The sequence below is a fragment of the Massilibacterium senegalense genome, assembly GCF_001375675.1.
GTDB lineage: Bacteria > Bacillota > Bacilli > Bacillales > Massilibacteriaceae > Massilibacterium > Massilibacterium senegalense.
The window spans coordinates 1,010,923-1,028,564 of the sequence record NZ_LN831786.1 but is presented as its reverse complement, the minus strand read 5'-3'; the positions used below and the strand labels follow the sequence as shown (position 1 = coordinate 1,028,564).

At 35.3% G+C, this 17,642-nt stretch carries 14 protein-coding genes and 3 pseudogenes; 12 read left to right on the top strand and 5 right to left on the bottom strand.

Translation table 11 applies throughout. The features are described from left to right. The first annotated feature begins 5 nt into the window (after positions 1-5). Together gcvPA and gcvPB are read left to right on the top strand one after the other, a co-directional pair. On the top strand, positions 6-1,355 hold the full coding sequence (gcvPA, locus tag BN1372_RS08535; RefSeq protein WP_062198558.1) for an aminomethyl-transferring glycine dehydrogenase subunit GcvPA: 1,350 nt from the start codon (positions 6-8) through the stop codon (positions 1,353-1,355). Continuing rightward, the gene (gcvPB, locus tag BN1372_RS08530; protein WP_062198556.1) at positions 1,348-2,808 is read left to right on the top strand and encodes an aminomethyl-transferring glycine dehydrogenase subunit GcvPB; all 1,461 of its coding nucleotides are present in this window, start codon (positions 1,348-1,350) and stop codon (positions 2,806-2,808) included. Before gcvPA ends, gcvPB begins: the two co-directional genes overlap by 8 nt. Positions 2,809-2,908: 100 nt before the next feature. Here gcvPB and BN1372_RS08525 read toward each other — a convergent pair whose 3' ends face one another. Further along, positions 2,909-3,292: a rhodanese-like domain-containing protein gene (locus BN1372_RS08525; protein WP_062198554.1), complete on the bottom strand. Its 384-nt coding sequence runs from the start codon at positions 3,290-3,292 to the stop codon at positions 2,909-2,911. Between the two features lie 396 nt (positions 3,293-3,688). Here BN1372_RS08525 and BN1372_RS08520 point away from each other — a divergent pair, with 396 nt between their 5' ends. Together BN1372_RS08520 and BN1372_RS15885 are read left to right on the top strand one after the other, a co-directional pair. Further along, complete coding sequence (locus tag BN1372_RS08520) at positions 3,689-6,250, top strand: vitamin B12-dependent ribonucleotide reductase (RefSeq protein ID WP_062198552.1); 2,562 nt, start codon at positions 3,689-3,691, stop codon at positions 6,248-6,250. 395 nt (positions 6,251-6,645) lie between these two features. Next, positions 6,646-6,774, top strand: a complete 129-nt coding sequence (locus BN1372_RS15885) for a hypothetical protein (RefSeq protein ID WP_407656454.1) — start codon at positions 6,646-6,648, stop codon at positions 6,772-6,774. 270 nt (positions 6,775-7,044) lie between these two features. On the opposite strand, the pseudogene BN1372_RS15960 reads toward BN1372_RS15885, so the two are convergent. The 4 genes and pseudogenes from BN1372_RS15960 to BN1372_RS08505 form a co-directional block, all read right to left on the bottom strand. Then, positions 7,045-7,241: pseudogene (locus BN1372_RS15960) on the bottom strand (IS66 family transposase); the annotation flags it as partial. 234 nt (positions 7,242-7,475) lie between these two features. After that, positions 7,476-7,763 carry an IS66 family insertion sequence element accessory protein TnpB gene (gene tnpB, locus BN1372_RS08510; protein ID WP_074018162.1) on the bottom strand — a complete coding sequence of 96 codons (288 nt, stop codon included), beginning with the start codon at positions 7,761-7,763 and terminating at the stop codon, positions 7,476-7,478. Positions 7,764-8,328: 565 nt separating this feature from the next. Further along, positions 8,329-8,403: a hypothetical protein gene (locus BN1372_RS15955; RefSeq protein ID WP_230198844.1), complete on the bottom strand. Its 75-nt coding sequence runs from the start codon at positions 8,401-8,403 to the stop codon at positions 8,329-8,331. Positions 8,404-8,543: 140 nt separating this feature from the next. Further along, positions 8,544-9,737 (bottom strand): YbfB/YjiJ family MFS transporter, encoded by a 1,194-nt coding sequence (locus BN1372_RS08505; protein ID WP_062198548.1) that lies wholly within the window; start codon positions 9,735-9,737, stop codon positions 8,544-8,546. 132 nt (positions 9,738-9,869) lie between these two features. Here BN1372_RS08505 and BN1372_RS08500 point away from each other — a divergent pair, with 132 nt between their 5' ends. From BN1372_RS08500 to mntR, 8 genes and pseudogenes are all read left to right on the top strand, one after another. Continuing rightward, on the top strand, positions 9,870-10,760 hold the full coding sequence (locus BN1372_RS08500) for a LysR family transcriptional regulator (protein WP_062198546.1): 891 nt from the start codon (positions 9,870-9,872) through the stop codon (positions 10,758-10,760). 76 nt (positions 10,761-10,836) lie between these two features. Beyond that, positions 10,837-11,259, top strand: a pseudogene (locus BN1372_RS08495) (CGNR zinc finger domain-containing protein); the annotation flags it as partial. A 13-nt stretch (positions 11,260-11,272) separates the two neighbouring features. Continuing rightward, the gene (locus BN1372_RS15225; protein ID WP_154662982.1) at positions 11,273-11,449 is read left to right on the top strand and encodes a type 2 periplasmic-binding domain-containing protein; all 177 of its coding nucleotides are present in this window, start codon (positions 11,273-11,275) and stop codon (positions 11,447-11,449) included. A gap of 576 nt (positions 11,450-12,025) precedes the next feature. After that, positions 12,026-13,546: a succinate CoA transferase gene (locus BN1372_RS08490; RefSeq protein WP_062198541.1), complete on the top strand. Its 1,521-nt coding sequence runs from the start codon at positions 12,026-12,028 to the stop codon at positions 13,544-13,546. A 386-nt stretch (positions 13,547-13,932) separates the two neighbouring features. Then, positions 13,933-14,724 carry an SDR family oxidoreductase UcpA gene (ucpA, locus tag BN1372_RS08485; protein ID WP_062198538.1) on the top strand — a complete coding sequence of 264 codons (792 nt, stop codon included), beginning with the start codon at positions 13,933-13,935 and terminating at the stop codon, positions 14,722-14,724. 379 nt (positions 14,725-15,103) lie between these two features. Further along, positions 15,104-15,478 (top strand): IS200/IS605 family transposase, encoded by a 375-nt coding sequence (gene tnpA, locus BN1372_RS08480; RefSeq protein WP_062198536.1) that lies wholly within the window; start codon positions 15,104-15,106, stop codon positions 15,476-15,478. A 35-nt stretch (positions 15,479-15,513) separates the two neighbouring features. Beyond that, positions 15,514-16,627 (top strand): annotated as a pseudogene (locus BN1372_RS08475) (RNA-guided endonuclease TnpB family protein). A gap of 525 nt (positions 16,628-17,152) precedes the next feature. After that, entirely contained in the window at positions 17,153-17,584 is a 432-nt protein-coding gene (gene mntR / locus BN1372_RS08470) for a transcriptional regulator MntR (RefSeq protein WP_062198534.1), read from the top strand. The last annotated feature ends 58 nt before the right edge of the window (positions 17,585-17,642 follow it).

The following is a 17,642-nucleotide window of genomic DNA, read 5'->3' as shown; positions in this document are numbered from 1 at the left end:
TAAGCATGAAGTTTCGGTACCTACCAATGACAGAACAAGATGAAACAGAAATGTTAGCAACGATTGGAGTATCTAACATCGAGGATTTGTTTTCTGATATTCCAGAAAATGTTCGTTTAAATCGCTCATTATCTATACAAGAAGCTCAAGCGGAATCTGACGTCATGAAACAGTTACAACACCTTTCCGATAAAAATTGTCATACAAAAGAATATCCGAGTTTTTTAGGTGCAGGCGTATACGATCATACGATTCCAGCTGTTGTCGAGGCGGTGATTTCACGTTCAGAATTTTATACTGCTTATACACCGTACCAACCAGAAATATCACAAGGAGAATTACAAGCTATTTTTGAATTTCAAACGATGATTTGTGAATTAACGGGAATGGATGTGGCTAATTCTTCCATGTATGATGGATCTACTGCTCTAAGCGAAGCAGCGTTTTTAGCGGTTGGGAATTCCAAGAAAAAACAGACTATTTTAGTTTCGAAAGGGGTACACCCAGAGTACCGAGAAACGTTAAAAACATATGCGTCTGGTGCAAAAATAACGATAGTGGAATTAGAACTAAAAGAAGGTCAAACAGACCTTGAAGATCTCAAACGAAAGATGACAGAAGATATCGCAGGTGTCATTATTCAATATCCGAATTTTTATGGACAAATTGAGCCTTTACAAGCAATGGAACCGATTGTTCATGCAAAAAAATCACATTTTATCGTATCGAGCAATCCGTTATCATTAGCGCTACTTACCCCGCCTGGAAATTTTGGCGCAGATATTGTGATTGGTGATGCGCAAGTATTTGGGATTTCTCAATCACTAGGCGGACCACACTGTGGCTATTTTGCGGTAACAAAAAAATTAATGCGAAAAATTCCTGGACGATTAGTGGGGCAAACAATAGATGAGCAAGGACGTCGTGGATTTGTTTTAACGTTACAAGCGCGTGAACAACATATTCGCCGTGATAAAGCTACTTCTAATATTTGTTCCAATCAAGCATTAAATGCGTTAGCTGCATCTGTCGCAATGACTGCCTTTGGGAAACAAGGTATCCGAGAACTTGCAAAACAAAATATCCAAAAAGCACACTATGCAAAACAACGAATTGAACGTTGTGGTGGCACCGTTTTATTTGGTGATGCGTTCTTTAACGAATTTGTGATTCCGTTAAACAAACCGATAGAAGCAGTAAACAAAAAGTTAATGGAAAAAGGAATCATAGGTGGGTTAGATCTTGGAAAATATGCAAATAATTTAAAAAATAGTATGCTTGTCTGCGTAACAGAACTTCGTATGAAAGAAGAAATTGACTTACTAGCGAAAGAACTGGAGGGATATTATGCGTAACGACCAATCATTACTCATTTTTGAACGTAGTAAAGAACAACGAATTAGCTATTCCTTACCAGAACTAGACGTCCCAGCACAAGAAGAAACAACATGGATTCCAACTGACTATATCCGAACGGAACCTGCACAATTACCTGAAGTGTCAGAACTACAATTAATTCGGCATTATACTGCCTTATCACGACGAAATCACGGAGTAGATTCTGGTTTTTACCCACTTGGCTCTTGTACGATGAAATATAATCCAAAAATAAATGAAGTAGTAGCACGGATGCCTGGTTTTGCACATTTGCACCCATTGCAACCGGAAAATACAATTCAAGGTGCACTGCAATTAATGTATGAACTCGGGCAAGATTTAGGTGAAATAACTGGAATGGATGAAGTGACGTTGCAACCTGCTGCAGGAGCTCACGGAGAATGGACGGGATTAAGACTCATCCGTGCGTTTCATGAAGCAAAAGGAGATACTGGGCGGACAAAAGTAATCGTGCCAGATACCGCACACGGAACAAATCCTGCTTCTACTTCTGTTGCTGGATTTGAAACTATCACCGTAAAATCGAATGAACAGGGTTTAGTTGATTTAGAAGATTTAAAACGGGTAGTAGGACGTGATACAGCAGCGTTAATGTTAACGAATCCGAACACGCTCGGTTTATTTGAAAAAGATATCGTGCAAATGGCGGACATTGTCCATGAAGCTGGTGGTAAACTATATTATGACGGCGCAAATATGAATGCTATTCTAGGGAAAGCGCGCCCTGGAGACATGGGCTTTGATGTGGTGCATTTAAATCTCCATAAAACATTTAGTACGCCACATGGTGGCGGTGGACCAGGAAGTGGGCCAGTAGGGGTAAAAAAAGAATTCATTCCATTTTTACCGAAACCGATTATCTCCAAAAAAGGAGATCGCTATTTCTTGGATGAAGATCGTCCTCAATCCATTGGTCGTGTAAAAGCATTTTACGGAAACTTTGGAATTAATGTTCGGGCGTATACGTATATTCGGACATTAGGACCAGAAGGGCTAAAAAAGGTATCGGAATATGCTGTTTTGAGTGCTAATTATATGATGCGACGTTTACAAGGACATTATGATTTGCCGTTTGATCAACATTGTAAACATGAATTTGTTCTAAGCGGGAAACGTCAAAAAAAATTAGGCGTTCGTACGTTAGATATTGCAAAAAGATTGCTTGACTTTGGTTATCACCCCCCAACCATTTATTTTCCATTAAACGTAGAAGAGGCATTAATGATTGAACCGACTGAAACGGAAGCAAAGGAAACATTAGATGAATTTATCGATGTGATGATTCAAATTGCCGAAGAAGCAGAAGAGAATCCCGAAATTGTGCAAGAAGCTCCGCATTCAACGGTTGTATCAAGGTTAGACGAAACACTCGCTGCAAGAAAACCGGTATTACGTTATGAAAAAGAGTAATCAGGTACAAGCGAATGAAAAGAAAAAAACCAAGAATAATGGCTAAACCATTTTCTTGGTTTTTTAATAATTTTACAAATAATCATGATTGACGACGTCTTTATTTAACTTTTACTTTTCCTGTCCATTTTCTAAAGCCGCCTTTTAAATGTACTAAATCTTGATAACCTTTTTTATGTAATTTCCGAGCAGCACGACTACTCAAAAATCCTGTATTGTCATAGATGTATACAGGTTTGTCTTTTCGAATTTCTTTTTCCATTCGAAAATTAAATTGGCTTAATGGAATATTTCGAGCGCCTAAAATATGACCTGCTTCAAATTCACTTGGCTCACGCACGTCAATTAATTGTGCTTTTCGATATCCTTCAATAAATTCTTCTTGCGTAAATGTTTTTAAATATCGACGTTGTAACAAAGAAGAAATTACAAAATAGAGGATAATAAGAGCAGTAAAAATAAGAAGATTAAGTACGATTTCCATCGAAAATGCTCCTCCCTTTCACAAATAACACTAATGTACATTATAAAACGGATTATTTAAATACGCAAAAGATATTTGGCGTTATTTTTGTCTGGGAATCCGTCAATGTATAAAATACCTTAAAATATCGAGAAAAAAGGAGGATATGTTTCATTCTCTCGTTTTTTCCTCCAAAATTAGCATCTTAACGAATTGACAAATGCCCCTTTTTTTCGATATATACTATATATAGGTTTTAAAAATGAAAAAAAGCACTACATATTGAGTGCTTTTGAAAAATAGCGTATAGTAAAAGAATCAATGTGATAAGCCACTTTGTCCATTCTAGCTCCTTTCGGATGAGAAATCAAGCGGAATGGACATAGTTTTGTGTTTTACCATTTAGGAGGAGATTAAATGACTGTGATGGCCAGTATGTATCAATCAGTAAACATCGATTGCTTAAATGAAGATATTCGTCAATTTTCACAAGTGCACGAAATTACTTCAGATATGAATTTAACACATAAAGGGGTTTCGCGCCTTGTTATGTTAGATCGTTATTCATTTAAAGATACAGAAAAGAAAACGTTAAAAGAGGGGGATTTTGTCGTTTTAACGATTAAAGAAGACCCTAATTTTCCAGCACGTGGTCTTGGTTCTATTAAAGCGATTGATTGGGAACAAAAAAAAGCAACTGTTGTCGTAGAAGAGGAATATAGATCATCTTTAGATACAGAAGAAGAACAATTAACAGGAATTGTTGTTCGTTCATTAGATGTAATTGATAAACCGTTAGAATTATTTTATGAGCAAATTGCCAAAAGAAATGCACGTGGTCTTTCTTCTGTAGAGACGACGGAAGATAAAAAACAACAGTCATTTGAACAATTTTATGAAGAACTTGTACGACTAAACTTTATTCCTGCTGGGCGTGTTTTATACGGAGCAGGAGCAGATACAGAAGTAACGTATTTCAATTGTTATGTTATGCCGTTTGTGAAAGATAGTCGAGAAGGTATTAGTGAACACCGCAAACAAGTAATGGAAATTATGAGTCGTGGTGGAGGAGTTGGTACCAATGGCTCTACTTTACGTCCTAAAAATGCATTAGCACGAGGTGTAAACGGAAAGTCGAGTGGTTCCGTTTCGTGGTTAGATGATATAGCCAAACTGACACACTTAGTAGAACAAGGTGGTAGCCGTCGAGGTGCACAAATGATTATGATGGCTATTTGGCATCCTGATATTATTGAATTTATTATTTCTAAAATGCAAAATCCGCGTATTTTGCGCTTTTTGATTGAGCATTCAGAAGATGAAGACATTCGTCGTCAAGCAAAAGAAAAATTAAAATTCACGCCATTATCAGAAACAGAAAAAGATATGTACCAAGGTATTTTAAATTATAAAAATATCCCAGGTACTGGTGGGTTTACCAAATCGGTAATGGATGAAGCAGAACAAAAATTAGCGGAAATGGGTACGTATAGTGTGCATAACCCCGAATTTTTAACAGGTGCTAATATTTCTGTTTGTTTAACAAAAGAATTTATGGATGCAGTTGATTGTGATGAAGAGTTTTCATTGAAATTCCCTGATATTGAACATTATTCAACAGAAGAAATGGATTCATACAACACGCATTGGCATGAAGTTGGAGATGTGCGTGAATGGGAACAAATGGGGTACAAAGTGCGTACACACCGTACGATTCGTGCTCGTGAATTATGGAAATTAATTAATATTTGCGCTACATATTCTGCAGAACCAGGCATTTTCTTTATTGATAATGCAAATGATATGACAAACGCAAAAGCGTACGGACAAAAAGTAGTAGCGACAAATCCTTGTGGGGAACAACCGCTTGCTCCGTATTCAGTTTGTAATTTAGCAGCAGTTAATCTTGCAAATATGGCAAATAAAGAAGAAAAACGAGTGGATTTTGAAAAATTAAAACGTACGGTTGAAATTGGCGTAAGAATGCAAGATAACGTCATTGATTCCACTCCTTACTTTTTAGAAGAAAACCGTATACAAGCACTTGGCGAACGTCGTGTTGGTCTTGGTGTGATGGGATTACATGATTTATTAATTTATTGTGAAACAGTGTATGGTTCAGATAAAGGAAATCAGTTAGTAGATCAAATTTTTGAAGTGATTGCTACTACTGCTTATCGTACGTCCATAGAATTAGCAAAAGAAAAAGGAAGCTTCCCGTTTTTAATTGGCAATACAGACGAGGAAACAAAAACATTGCGGGAAAACTTTATTAACACTGGCTATATGAAACAAATGCCAGAAGATATTCGTCAAGATATTGTAAAATACGGAATTCGAAATTCTCATTTATTAACAGTAGCACCTACAGGAAGTACGGGAACAATGGTAGGGGTATCAACAGGATTAGAACCTTACTTTGCTTTTTCTTACTTCAGAAGTGGACGTTTAGGAAAATTTATCGAAGTAAAAGCAGATATTGTCCAAGAATATTTGGACAAATATCCAGCGCAAGATTCAAATCAATTACCTGAATGGTTTGTATCATCGATGGATTTATCACCAGAAGCACATGCGGATGTGCAATGTGTGATCCAACGTTGGGTTGATTCTTCTATTAGTAAAACTGTAAATGCACCACGTGGGTATTCTGTAGAACAAGTAGAAAAAGTGTATGAACGTCTTTATAAAGGTGGAGCTAAAGGTGGTACCGTGTATGTGGATGGTAGCCGTGATGCACAAGTTCTTTCTTTAACAGCAGAAGAAAATTCTTTTGATGCAGAGACAGAAAACAACGAAAAACATGAAGCCCCTCATGTGGTACTAGTAGATACAATTAATGCGTTACGTTCTACGGATGTAACTATTGGAAATGAAGTAGGGAATACATGCCCAGTTTGTCGTAAAGGAAAAGTAGTAGAAATCGGTGGCTGTAATACGTGTACAAATTGTAATGCGCAATTAAAATGTGGATTATAAAAAAAGCAAAGGATTATCCTATTGTAGCTTTGAAATAAAGTCGTACCGTTTATAAAAAAGTTGCACCGTCCCCCCTTTTTTTAGATAAATTTATCTAAAAAAAGGGGGGGTTTTTTATGGCTAAAAGAACGAGTGCTTGAAAAGTTTGAGATTGAGAAAGAGTATTGGTAACGAAGAAATATTGATTGGGTCATTGTAACTGATGAAGATATCCCAAAAACATTAGCTCGAAATATAAGTTATGCACATGGTCTTATCATTTTAAAGATTATGATGTCTTCCAAGAAATAAATGAGATACACATTGAAGAATTGGCAATTTTATTAATGTAAAGGCTGTTCAATCAAACAAATAGTATTAGAGCAATTACGAATAAGTTTGATATTGATACTCATTTGCCTTTCGGTAGTGGTTTGACGTTATTTTATCAGTTGCTTGCTCAAAAAATTATACATATCAACTTGTTAGAAGCTTTGAATTTAGACAGACAATTAAAATTCAGTCTATTGATGAGAATAGATTGAAACAGGTGAGATATGGATGATTTATATTAATCAAGTTTTTCAATATATTAACGATTCGAAACGAATGCGGGTAATTGAAATACAAGGCAGATATGTTTATAGCATTGATATTGATGCTCATACATCAATGCTTAAGAGGGTGTTTTATTTTACATTAGCTACGGAAATACAACAAAAAATATTATGTAAGCCCAAAATAAAAAAATAAGTGCATCTTTTCGGTACGCACGACGAATGGCCATACATCCTAAAATTCTTTCGGATAGATGGCTAGTTTGCACATGTCGTCTGAATATTTTTTGAACAAGGCATGTATGGATCTAGCGTTTCTGGGTTTTGATGAATGCCGAGATTCGATAAATCCGTCAAAAGTTTTTTATGTATTCGTAGAAATTAATACCGTTACTTTTGGCGGTTTCTGTAATACTCAAACAAATAGCATTCGCTTTTGCACCAGCTTCATTAACACAGAAGAGCCTATTGTTCTTTGTACAACCAATTTAATTTTTCATATTGATGTTCATTTTTAGAAGAAGTGTTCACCACATCATTCACCACTTTTCGTTCGGTTTCATTTTTCTTATTATAACTAGTTCGAACAGTGGAATAAAGATAAAATTAGCGGCTTAATGAAATTAGAACACACCTTTTGATGATGGTTGAATTGCCTTTGTCTGCTAGATTGATAACCCTTCAAGGAGCTAGCGAAGCTCCTGTTGTGAAAAATTACGTACTTCATTTTCATCTTTTGGACATTGAAGTTTGCTGTTATCCAATCGTTTATAAAGTATGACGAAGCCATCACCGTCGAAATATAAACATTTATAGCAATCTTTACTCCATCCTGAAAATAAGAAAATGAAATCCTCATATGGAGCAAGTTCGAAATAATCCTGAATCAGTTTTGCCAGGCAATCAATTCCTTTTCTCCTTTCTGTCTTGCCGCAAATGATGTAAATATTTTTTACACTTGTATAATCGTGTTTCATCAATTTTTCAGCTCCTTCATGACCGTTCGGATGATATGCTCATCTACGCCGTTGAAGAAGATAATTTCAGCGTTGCTGGTTTTAATCGTGCATGTAGGATGGAGGAAAACCACTGTAGGATTAGTTACAGAAGTTTTTTGTTTTCGAGATGTAATGTAACAGGGACAATCGTTCGTTTTTGTTGTGGCATAAAAAAGCACCTCCCTTAAATGGATACATGCATAATACTAGGGGGTGCTTCGTGTTGATATGCGTTGTTTGACTGGGGACTTACAGTAAGAGGCAGAAAAATATATAAATAAAGAAGATGGAATGTTATAGTATCTATCCTAATTGTATTCATTTTTTTTCTGCAAACGGGCTATTGTGGAGAAACACTTTAACTTAGTGATGTAGATTATTAATTGAATGTATGATGGTACACTTAAACTATTGGTCAGTTTAGTGAAGGAAGATAAACTATATGGAACATGGGAATATATGAGAAAAGAGGGGAAAGAATAGTTTTCCTCTTTTTACTTCAATCTTCGTATTTTTTCAATATTCACATCAAAACAAAACTATATTATTGACCATTACTTCTTCGAACAGTTATCGTTTCCCCAGTTACACCCCAATTATCAGTATGAACTTTGTCAATAACTACAACTGTTGTGTTGGAATTTTTATTTAAAACATCACTAGTAATTGACTTACCCCCTTAATTAACGCAGCTTTTTTCTCAAGTGTAACATTCTCATTGTTATTTTAATATTTACATATGGCATAAAAATTCCTTTTTCAATTTGATTTAATTGGTGATTCTTCTATGTTTGGCATTCGATCATATCGAATACCGCTTACAAGTAACATTGATCCAAGAAACACTACACTAGCTGCTCCAATCAAAGCTGAATTAAAACTTTGGGTATAAGATAATATAACCCCTGCGATTGTTGGCCCTATCATTTGACCAGCAGCATAAAAGGCAGTTAGATAACCAATGATCCGACTGCTGTTTTTCGGATTCATTTGGCGTGCGAGTGTTGTTGCGAGTGTTGTAATACCCATAAAGGTTGCCCCAAATAATAATGCACTTATCATTAAACTAGATTGAGTCAACCAGAAGACGGGTAATGCAATACCTATAGATTGTAAAATCATCGAAAATACTAATGATTTTACGAATCCCCGTTTTTTTGCGAAAGCTGACCAAATGATACATGATGGAATTGCACCTAAGCCAACAACCATCCAAATAAAAGCAGAGTCAATGCTTAGCAGAGAGGTCTTATCAGCAATCGACACGATAAACGTCCCCGTTACAATATAGCCTAACCCTTCTAAACCATAGGCAATAATTAACCAAGGAAGCCATTTGACAGGAGGTGCAAGTATAATCGGCATTTGATCATCCTTTTTTATGATTGTGTTTGGGGAGTCTTTAAGCCATAACCAAACAAAGATTGTAAGAATTACACTTATAATCGCTAGTCCTATCCATACCCCTTCCCACTTAAATAAATCGTTAAAGCTTGGAATAAAGAGGGTTGAAAAGAATATACCGAAGCCTACACCTGAATAGAAATATCCTGCCCAATTTGTTTTACCTGAAATAGCTAGTTTGTCTAGCACAATACTCGAAGCTAAAACAAAAATGAATGCACTTGCCACTCCAGAAATAAAGCGAATGATTAGCATCAGTATGTAGGAATGAAAAATCCCCATCATGCAAGTGGTTATAATACTTATAACAAGGCTCCCTCTTAAATAAAACGTTTTATGCTTTTTTAATGGGAGAACCCCAGCTAAAATTGCTCCAGCAAAATACCCTGCGTAATTGCTTGAAGCTAAGTAACCCGCCATAGCATCAGTAAAGGTAAGATCATCTTGCATTAACGGCAAAATCGGAGTATAAGCAAATCTTCCGATGCCCATTGCAATCATTAAAGAAAAAATTCCTCCTAATAGAAATAAAAAAGAATTTTTACTCAATTTTGCACCTCCTGCTAAATTAGTATTTACTTACATTTATAATTTACCTGATTTTATCTATATGTTAAAATGCTTAAAAGTGATGTGTTGATATCGTTTATTTATATATCAAAAAGGAAGGAGGCTATAATCATGGACTTACAAGCATTAAGGTTTTTTCAAGCTGTTGCAAAATTAGGAAGTATTTCAAAGGCTGCGAGAGAAATGAATTATGCACAATCCAATCTCACAGCAAGAATTCAGCAATTGGAATCAAATCTGCAAACTAAGCTATTTTACCGGCATAATCGAGGGACTACTTTAACAGATAAAGGTAAAGCTTTACTTTCATATACAGATGAAATATTTCAACTTTTAGATGAAATTCAAAACGTGATGAGTGATGATCAAACCCCAAAAGGCCCTTTATTAATAGGTTCGATGGAAACGACTGCTGCAGTTCGTTTGCCAACAATGCTTTCAAAATTCCATCGTGAATATCCTACTGTTGAACTCACGTTAAAAACAGGTCCAACTGAGCAAAATGTTCAAGGTGTTCTACAATATGAATTAGATGGAGCTTTTGTTGCTGGTCCTATTGAGCATCCAGAACTCACATATAAAACAGTAATAGAAGAAGAGTTAGTACTGATAACGGACACGTTACATCATTCTTTATCTTCTATAAAAGAAATACAAAATAGAACAATATTGGTTTTTCATAAGGGTTGTTCGTATCGGGCAAGGTTTGAAGAATGGTTACATCATGAAGGGGTGATTCCAGAAAAAATAATGGAGTTTGGAACACTTGATGGAATTATTGGCTGTGTCTCCGCGGGACTGGGAATAAGTTTACTCCCTCGAAGTGTGGTTGATAAACATATGAAAGATAATCAACTTATCCAACATACTATTCCAAATAGATTTGGGAAAGTCAAAACCATTTTCGTTTATCGTAAAGATAAATATATGTCAACTTCTTTGAGAGTATTTATAGAAATGTTAGGTAATGAAAATTCAACAATAAATAATTCAATTAAATAAAATATAATTAACATATAACCTATTTTTTATCGACTAGGTGGTTAAAAAATTTAATAATGAAATGAGTGATAAACGTATGCAAGAAACAAATAAATTTCCACTCTTATCTGAAAATATTTCATTAAATTTAGTAAATACTGAGGTAGTAAAATGGGGACAACGATATGATTTACTTATCAATGATGAAGATATATTGGAATGGCTCTATGCGGTAAAAGAAGAAGAGTCGTTTTGGAATGAGCAACTGTTTATAAAAATTAAGGAACGTTTGGGCAAAGTAACATCAAATATTTTAGAAATGCGAAAGGTTATAAGAAAAGAATTTGAAGCCATTGCAGATCAAAATCACATTTCCAACAATTTTATCACTTTTTTAGAAAAGTAAATTGACAAAGCGCCTTTTACATATAAACTGATAAAACATAAATTATTCCCTTTGCCGATTGGAGAGATTGAGGATGTACTTTTATCTTTAATTGCTTTTGATGTATTAACTTTAGGAGTAACATGGAATGGCGATATTTAGAATGTTTTTTAATCAGTTATATCCGAACGTTAAAGTGTTTATTGAAACGACTGATCAAGTGAAAAAGGCTGTGCTAGAAAATCAAACTGATGTTGGTATGGATTTTTTATTTGAATCTGAAGGATTTGTTGTAAGTAATGAGTTGTATGATGAAGAATTTTAGTTCATTAGTAATGGAGAATAGAGCGTTCCATATTCTTCTAGTTTAGATGGTCCTTTTATGTTAGTTCTAAATATGCATCAATGTAGGAAACCGCTTAATAAGATGAGTGATGAGATTGAAAAGTAAATAGAGCTTATTGTTAAAACGCACAGTTCATAATTTTTTGAATCTCGTTCAAAGTGGTGTTGTCTCACGTACACTATTCTAATTTTATGATACAGAGGATTTGTTTTTCCAACACATTGACCTCTACCCATGGAAGGTTTCTTTATTAATTATGCTACTCGTGAAAATATTAAGTTATTAGTACGTGAAATCACAAAACTTCATTTTCAAACCGAGAAAGATATGATTCATTTTTTGCAACGTGCTATATTATAGTTTTTATCTATCATTATCATAGAAGTGATGTAATTGACGAACATTGTAATCCACTTTATAATGTAGACAAGAAACTCATGCAGATGAAAAAATTTACATGATAAAGGGAGTTTCCATTGGCAATAATGTTATAAATTTTTATGGAAAAATTTATAAAGTAAAACAAAATCCAAAACTTATATGAGGTGATTGTTAATGGAAAAAGATTTAAGTCAATTCATCAGAAATAAAGCGTTTTTAGACAAAGTTGTTTCGGCTGAGGAAGCAGCTTCTTGGATTGAAGATGGAATGAATCTTGGAATGAGTGGATTTACACTTTTTGGAGAGCCAAAAGAATTTCCACGTGCACTTTCTAAACGTGGTAAAAACAAAAATTTCAAAATCAACCTATATACTGGAGCTTCATTAGGACCCGCCGCCGATCAATCAATGGCTGAAGCTGGAATTGTTAATTTACGTGTTCCTTACCAAGCTAACTCTGTTATGCGAGGGAAAATAAATGCTGGTGAAATATACTACATAGACCAGCATATTTCACATACAGCTGAAGAGATAAGAAAAGGGTCATTAGGAAACATTGATTATGCAATTATTGAAGCTGCCGCAATCACCGAAGAAGGTTATATTATTCCAACTGGTTCTGTGGGAAATTCCCCCATATTTGTGGAAAAAGCTGATAACGTTATCATTGAACTAAACACTACTGCTCCTAAAGCATATGAAGGTCTGCATGATATTTTTGTACTAGAGGATCAAGGTGAGCGCAGAGAGATTCCACTGTACAAAGTTTCAGATCGAATTGGAGAAATTGGAATTAAAGTTAATCCAGATAAAGTAAAAGGAATTGTTTTGTCAGAACAGCCTGATATTCCTTCTCCATTATTTGAGCCAAATGAAGAAACACAACAAATTGCAAATAACTTATTAGACTTTTTAGCTGGTGAAGTAGAAGCAGGACGTTTGACAGAATCATTAGCTCCACTACAGTCTGGAGTAGGATCTGTTGCGAACGCAGTTCTAAATGGTATGAAAAATTCTCAGTTTAAAGATATCGAAGTTTTTTCTGAAGTATTACAAGATGGTATCTTTGACTTAATAGATGCTGGTGTAGTTAAATTTGCAGCTGGCACTTCGTTCTCGCTTTCTAAAAAGCGGGTGGATTCACTAGCTGAAGATTTAGAAACATATAAAGGTAAAGTTTTGTTTAGACCTCAGGAAATTTCTAACCACCCAGAAATTATTCGTCGTTTAGGAGTTATTTCATTTAACACTGCAATTGAAGTAGATATTTACGGAAATGTCAATTCGACGCATATTAGTGGAACAAAAGTGATGAATGGAATTGGTGGATCTGGAGACTTTGCTCGTAACGCTAGAATTACAATTTTTGTAACATCTTCTCTAGCTAAAGACGGAGCTATCTCATCCATTGTGCCTTTCGTATCACATATTGACCATACAGAACATGATGTAGATGTCATTGTGACAGAGCAAGGATATGCTGACTTACGCGGACTTCCACCAGTGAAAAAAGCAGAAAAGCTGATTGAAATTGCACATCCTAAGTATAGACCACAATTACGTGCTTACTTTGAAGAAGCAAAAGAGAAAGTTGGTGGTCATACACCACATATTCTTGAGAAAGCTTTCTCTTTCCATACAAACTTAAAAGAAAAAGGTACAATGTTAATTGAGGAAGAAAAAGAAACAAATTAAATTTGAGACTAACAAAGGATTACCATATATAATAAAATATATACTTTTATATTTTTTCCCATTAGCATTATATTAATTTCACTTGAATATTAAGAATAATCAAAATTTTCGGTTATTAACTTTTTCCTTGCCCCCTAAAAGAAGTCTCCCACTTCTAAGTGTGAAGGTGTGGAAACACTACTGAAAGTGGGAGATGAACGTCTGTTGGCCCTTAGCAAAAGGTTTTAGGATAATCAGTCATAATAGAATAGAGGATTGATATATCAAGGATGGTAAGTGGTGGAAGTAGTTCACATAAGTGGTACTGTAATTTCGTTGTTTCATAAATTTACAACAAGGGTAAACAAGTAGCGAACAGAAATTATTTTCATTCAGGAGGTATTGCTATGGCAAAGATGTCAGGTAAAGTGGTTATTGTAACAGGAGCTGCAATGGGGAATGGACTAGGAATTGCAAAAGTTATGGCTAAATACGGCGGAAAGGTAGTACTAGCAGATTTATCTACTTCCGTACATGATGCTTGTAAACAACTACTTGAACAAGGCTATGAAGCGATGTCTGTAGAAATGGATGTAAGTAAACCAGCAAGCATTCAATCAGCAGTTCAACAAGTAATCGAAAAATATGGAAAAATTGATGCACTTGTTAATAATGCTGGTGTCATCCATTTAGGTTCTTTACTTGAAACAGAAGATAAAGATCGTGATTTTTTATTCAACGTAAATATAAATGGTGTCTGGAATGTTACAAAAGCGGTACTACCTTATATGAAAGAGAAAAAATATGGTCGTATCGTTAATTTATCATCTGTTACAGGGATGATGGTAGCTGATCCAGGTGAAACAGCTTATGCTACATCTAAAGCAGCAATTATTGGCTTTACAAAAGCACTTGCTCGAGAAGTGGCGGAATTTAACATAACTGTTAATGCCATTCAACCAGGATACATATTAACTCCAATGGCAAAACAAATTGCTGAAGAAACAAATCCTAATAATCCAAATGAAGTAATCGATGGAATTGCTAGTGGTGTACCATTAGGACGCTTAGGGGAAATTGAAGAAGTAGGAGAACTTGCTTCCTTTTTAGCTTCAGATGAATCTAGCTATATTACAGGAACGCAAATTGTAATCGACGGAGGAAGCACTTTACCAGAAACCATTTCTGTTGGAGTATAAATAAAATAATTTATCACTCGTATGAATTCCCTGATTTAATCAAAAATATTGGATTAAATCAGGGAATCTCCATGTAAAATGTAAGTGTCCAAACCGACATTTACGTTAAGAAAAAATTTCTTTTTAAACATAGTTCCATTTTGTTGATAAAGCACGAAAATGTACAGTTTCCATATTTATTTTCTATTTAAGCTTCGTTAACGGATAGAAAACTCCCTACTTTAACTTTCCTCCGAAAGAAGTCTCCCACTTCTAAACGTGAAGGTACGGCAGCACCAGTGAAAGTGGGAGATGAATTTCGGTTAGGCGTAGCCTAAAGTTGTCTCTTTTTTGTATTATGATATAATCAGTCTTAGATAATAGAAAGTATGTTGTATCAATGAAATTAGATAATAATAATTATTCAGTATTCCTACTCTATTATTATCTTGTTCTGGTCGTAAAATATTGTAGAAAAGTGATGGACGTTGCCATATCTGACTATGCGAAAGATATGTTTGTTCGATTGGGTGAAAATGATACTATTTCCTTAGTAGAATGGAATCACGATATGGATCATGTGCATATGTTGTTCAAAGCACATCCGAATACTGACATGTCAAAGTTCATCAACGCTTATAAAAGCGCAAGTTCTCGACTTATCAAAAAGCATTTTCCACAGATGAAAAAGAAACTGTGGAAAGAGTATTTTTGGTCAAGGAATTTTCGCTTCCTTACCACTGTTGGTGCTTCCATTGAAGTGATAAAGAAATAGATGGAAAATCAAGGTGTAAAGTGAGGTGATTCGATATGGCAAACAAAGCATATAAGTTTCGTCTGTATCCAACGCAAGAACAAGAGCAACTTCTTGTCAAAACCTTTGGTTGTGTTCGTTTTGTCTACAACAAAATGTTAGCTGAACGAAAGGAAGCGTATGAACAATTCAAGGACGACAAAGAAGCGCTAAAGAAGCAAAAGTTCTCTACTCCTGCTAAGTACAAGGAGGAGTTTTCATGGCTCAAAGAAGTAGATAGTCTTGCATTGGCGAACGCCCAACTAAATTTGCAGAAGGCGTACAAAAACTTCTTCTCTGGTCGTGCTGAATTTCCGAAGTTCAAAAACCGTAAGGCAAGACAATTCTACACAACCAACGTGGTAAATGGAAACATTATGCTTTTGGATGGCTATATTAAATTACCGAAATGGAAACTTGTGAAAATGAAGCAACATCGGGAAATTCCGTCGCATCATATCATCAAGTCTTGTACGATTTCTCGAACAAAAACAGGAAAATACTATGTTTCTATTCTCATCGAATACGAACATCAACCTGTACAAAAAGAAGTAAAAGCTGTTGTTGGCTTAGACTTTTCCATGAATGGTTTATTTGTCGATAGTGAAAAAGGGAAGACAGCCACTTACCCACGTTTCTATCATCAAGCTTTGGAAAAGTTAGCGAAGGAACAGCGTATTCTATCACTCAGAAAGAAAGGATCTAATCGTTGGCACAAACAACGTCTAAAAGTAGCGAAGCTACATGAAAAAATTGCGAACCAACGAAAGGACTTTCTACATAAGGAATCGTACAAATTAGTGAAACTGTATGACTGTGTGGTTAATCGAAGACCTCAACATGAAAGGAATGTCACAAGCACTCCATTTCGGTAAAAGCGTTACGGATAATGCCTGGAGCATGTTCACGACATTTCTCCAATACAAGTTAGAAGAGCAAGGGAAAAAACTGATCAAAATAGCTAAGTGGTTTCCATCATCCAAAATTTGTTCATGTTGTGGTCAGATAAAGAAGTCTCTATTTCTTTCTGAGCGTACATTCCACTGTGATTGTGGTTTTGTAGCAGACAGAGACTGGAATGCTTCTATCAACATCAAACATGAAGGATTACGTTTATTAGCGTTATCATAGAAAAAAGAACTCTTGGAACGAGAGGGATAGCTCGGTCAGTTTTCGTTGGCTACTAAAAGCAACGAGAAGTCGAGAAGCCCCCACTTCAAGTGACCCGTAAGGGTGATAAGTGGTAGGAGTAGTTCACAATGGTAAGATAGGTCTACAAACAGATAAGTACATCTAATCATCGGTGTAGAAAGTGCGAAAGCGCCTATTGAAGGAAGATTTCTTTATGAAGCACCACAACAAGCGAGTGGAAAAATTTTAGACATACAGCTAATGGTTGGTGTAGGTTTCAGTACGGGACTTACTCGAGTTCATAGGATTATAAAAAATTGTTTCTGTACGGATTTCTGATCATTAAAGTTTTATATAAAAATAAGCGCCAAATAGCCCAAAACTAATTAATAGGTGTGGGCTATTTGACGCTTACGATTTTTTTATATAAAATTGAGATTTTCGTACGCTTGTCATACATTCGTAATTAAGGTATCATTTATGTAATGCGTAAAGTACGGGTACGAGGAAATGGAGGAAACATTGATGCCGACACCAAGTATGGAAGATTATATTGAACAAATTTATTTGCTAATTCAAGATAAAGGTTATGCTCGCGTATCAGATATAGCAGAAGCATTGCATGTTCACCCTTCTTCAGTTACAAAAATGGTTCAAAAATTAGATCGAAGTGAATATTTAATTTATGAAAAATATCGGGGATTAATTTTAACACAAAAAGGAAAAAAAGTTGGAAAACGGCTCGTCGATCGTCACGAATTGTTAGAGGATTTTTTACGAATTATCGGCGTCAATGAAGAAATTATTTATGATGATGTAGAAGGAATTGAACATCACTTAAGTTGGGAAACGTTAGAGAGAATCGGGAACGTGGTGGAATATTTTGAAGAGGATGAAATACGACACAAAGAATTGCTAAGCATTCAACAAAAAAATGAAATGGAAAAAGAATCGTAAAACGATAAGACAATCTTTTCTTTATACGAAAGTATAGCTCGTTCACAAGAAAACTTGC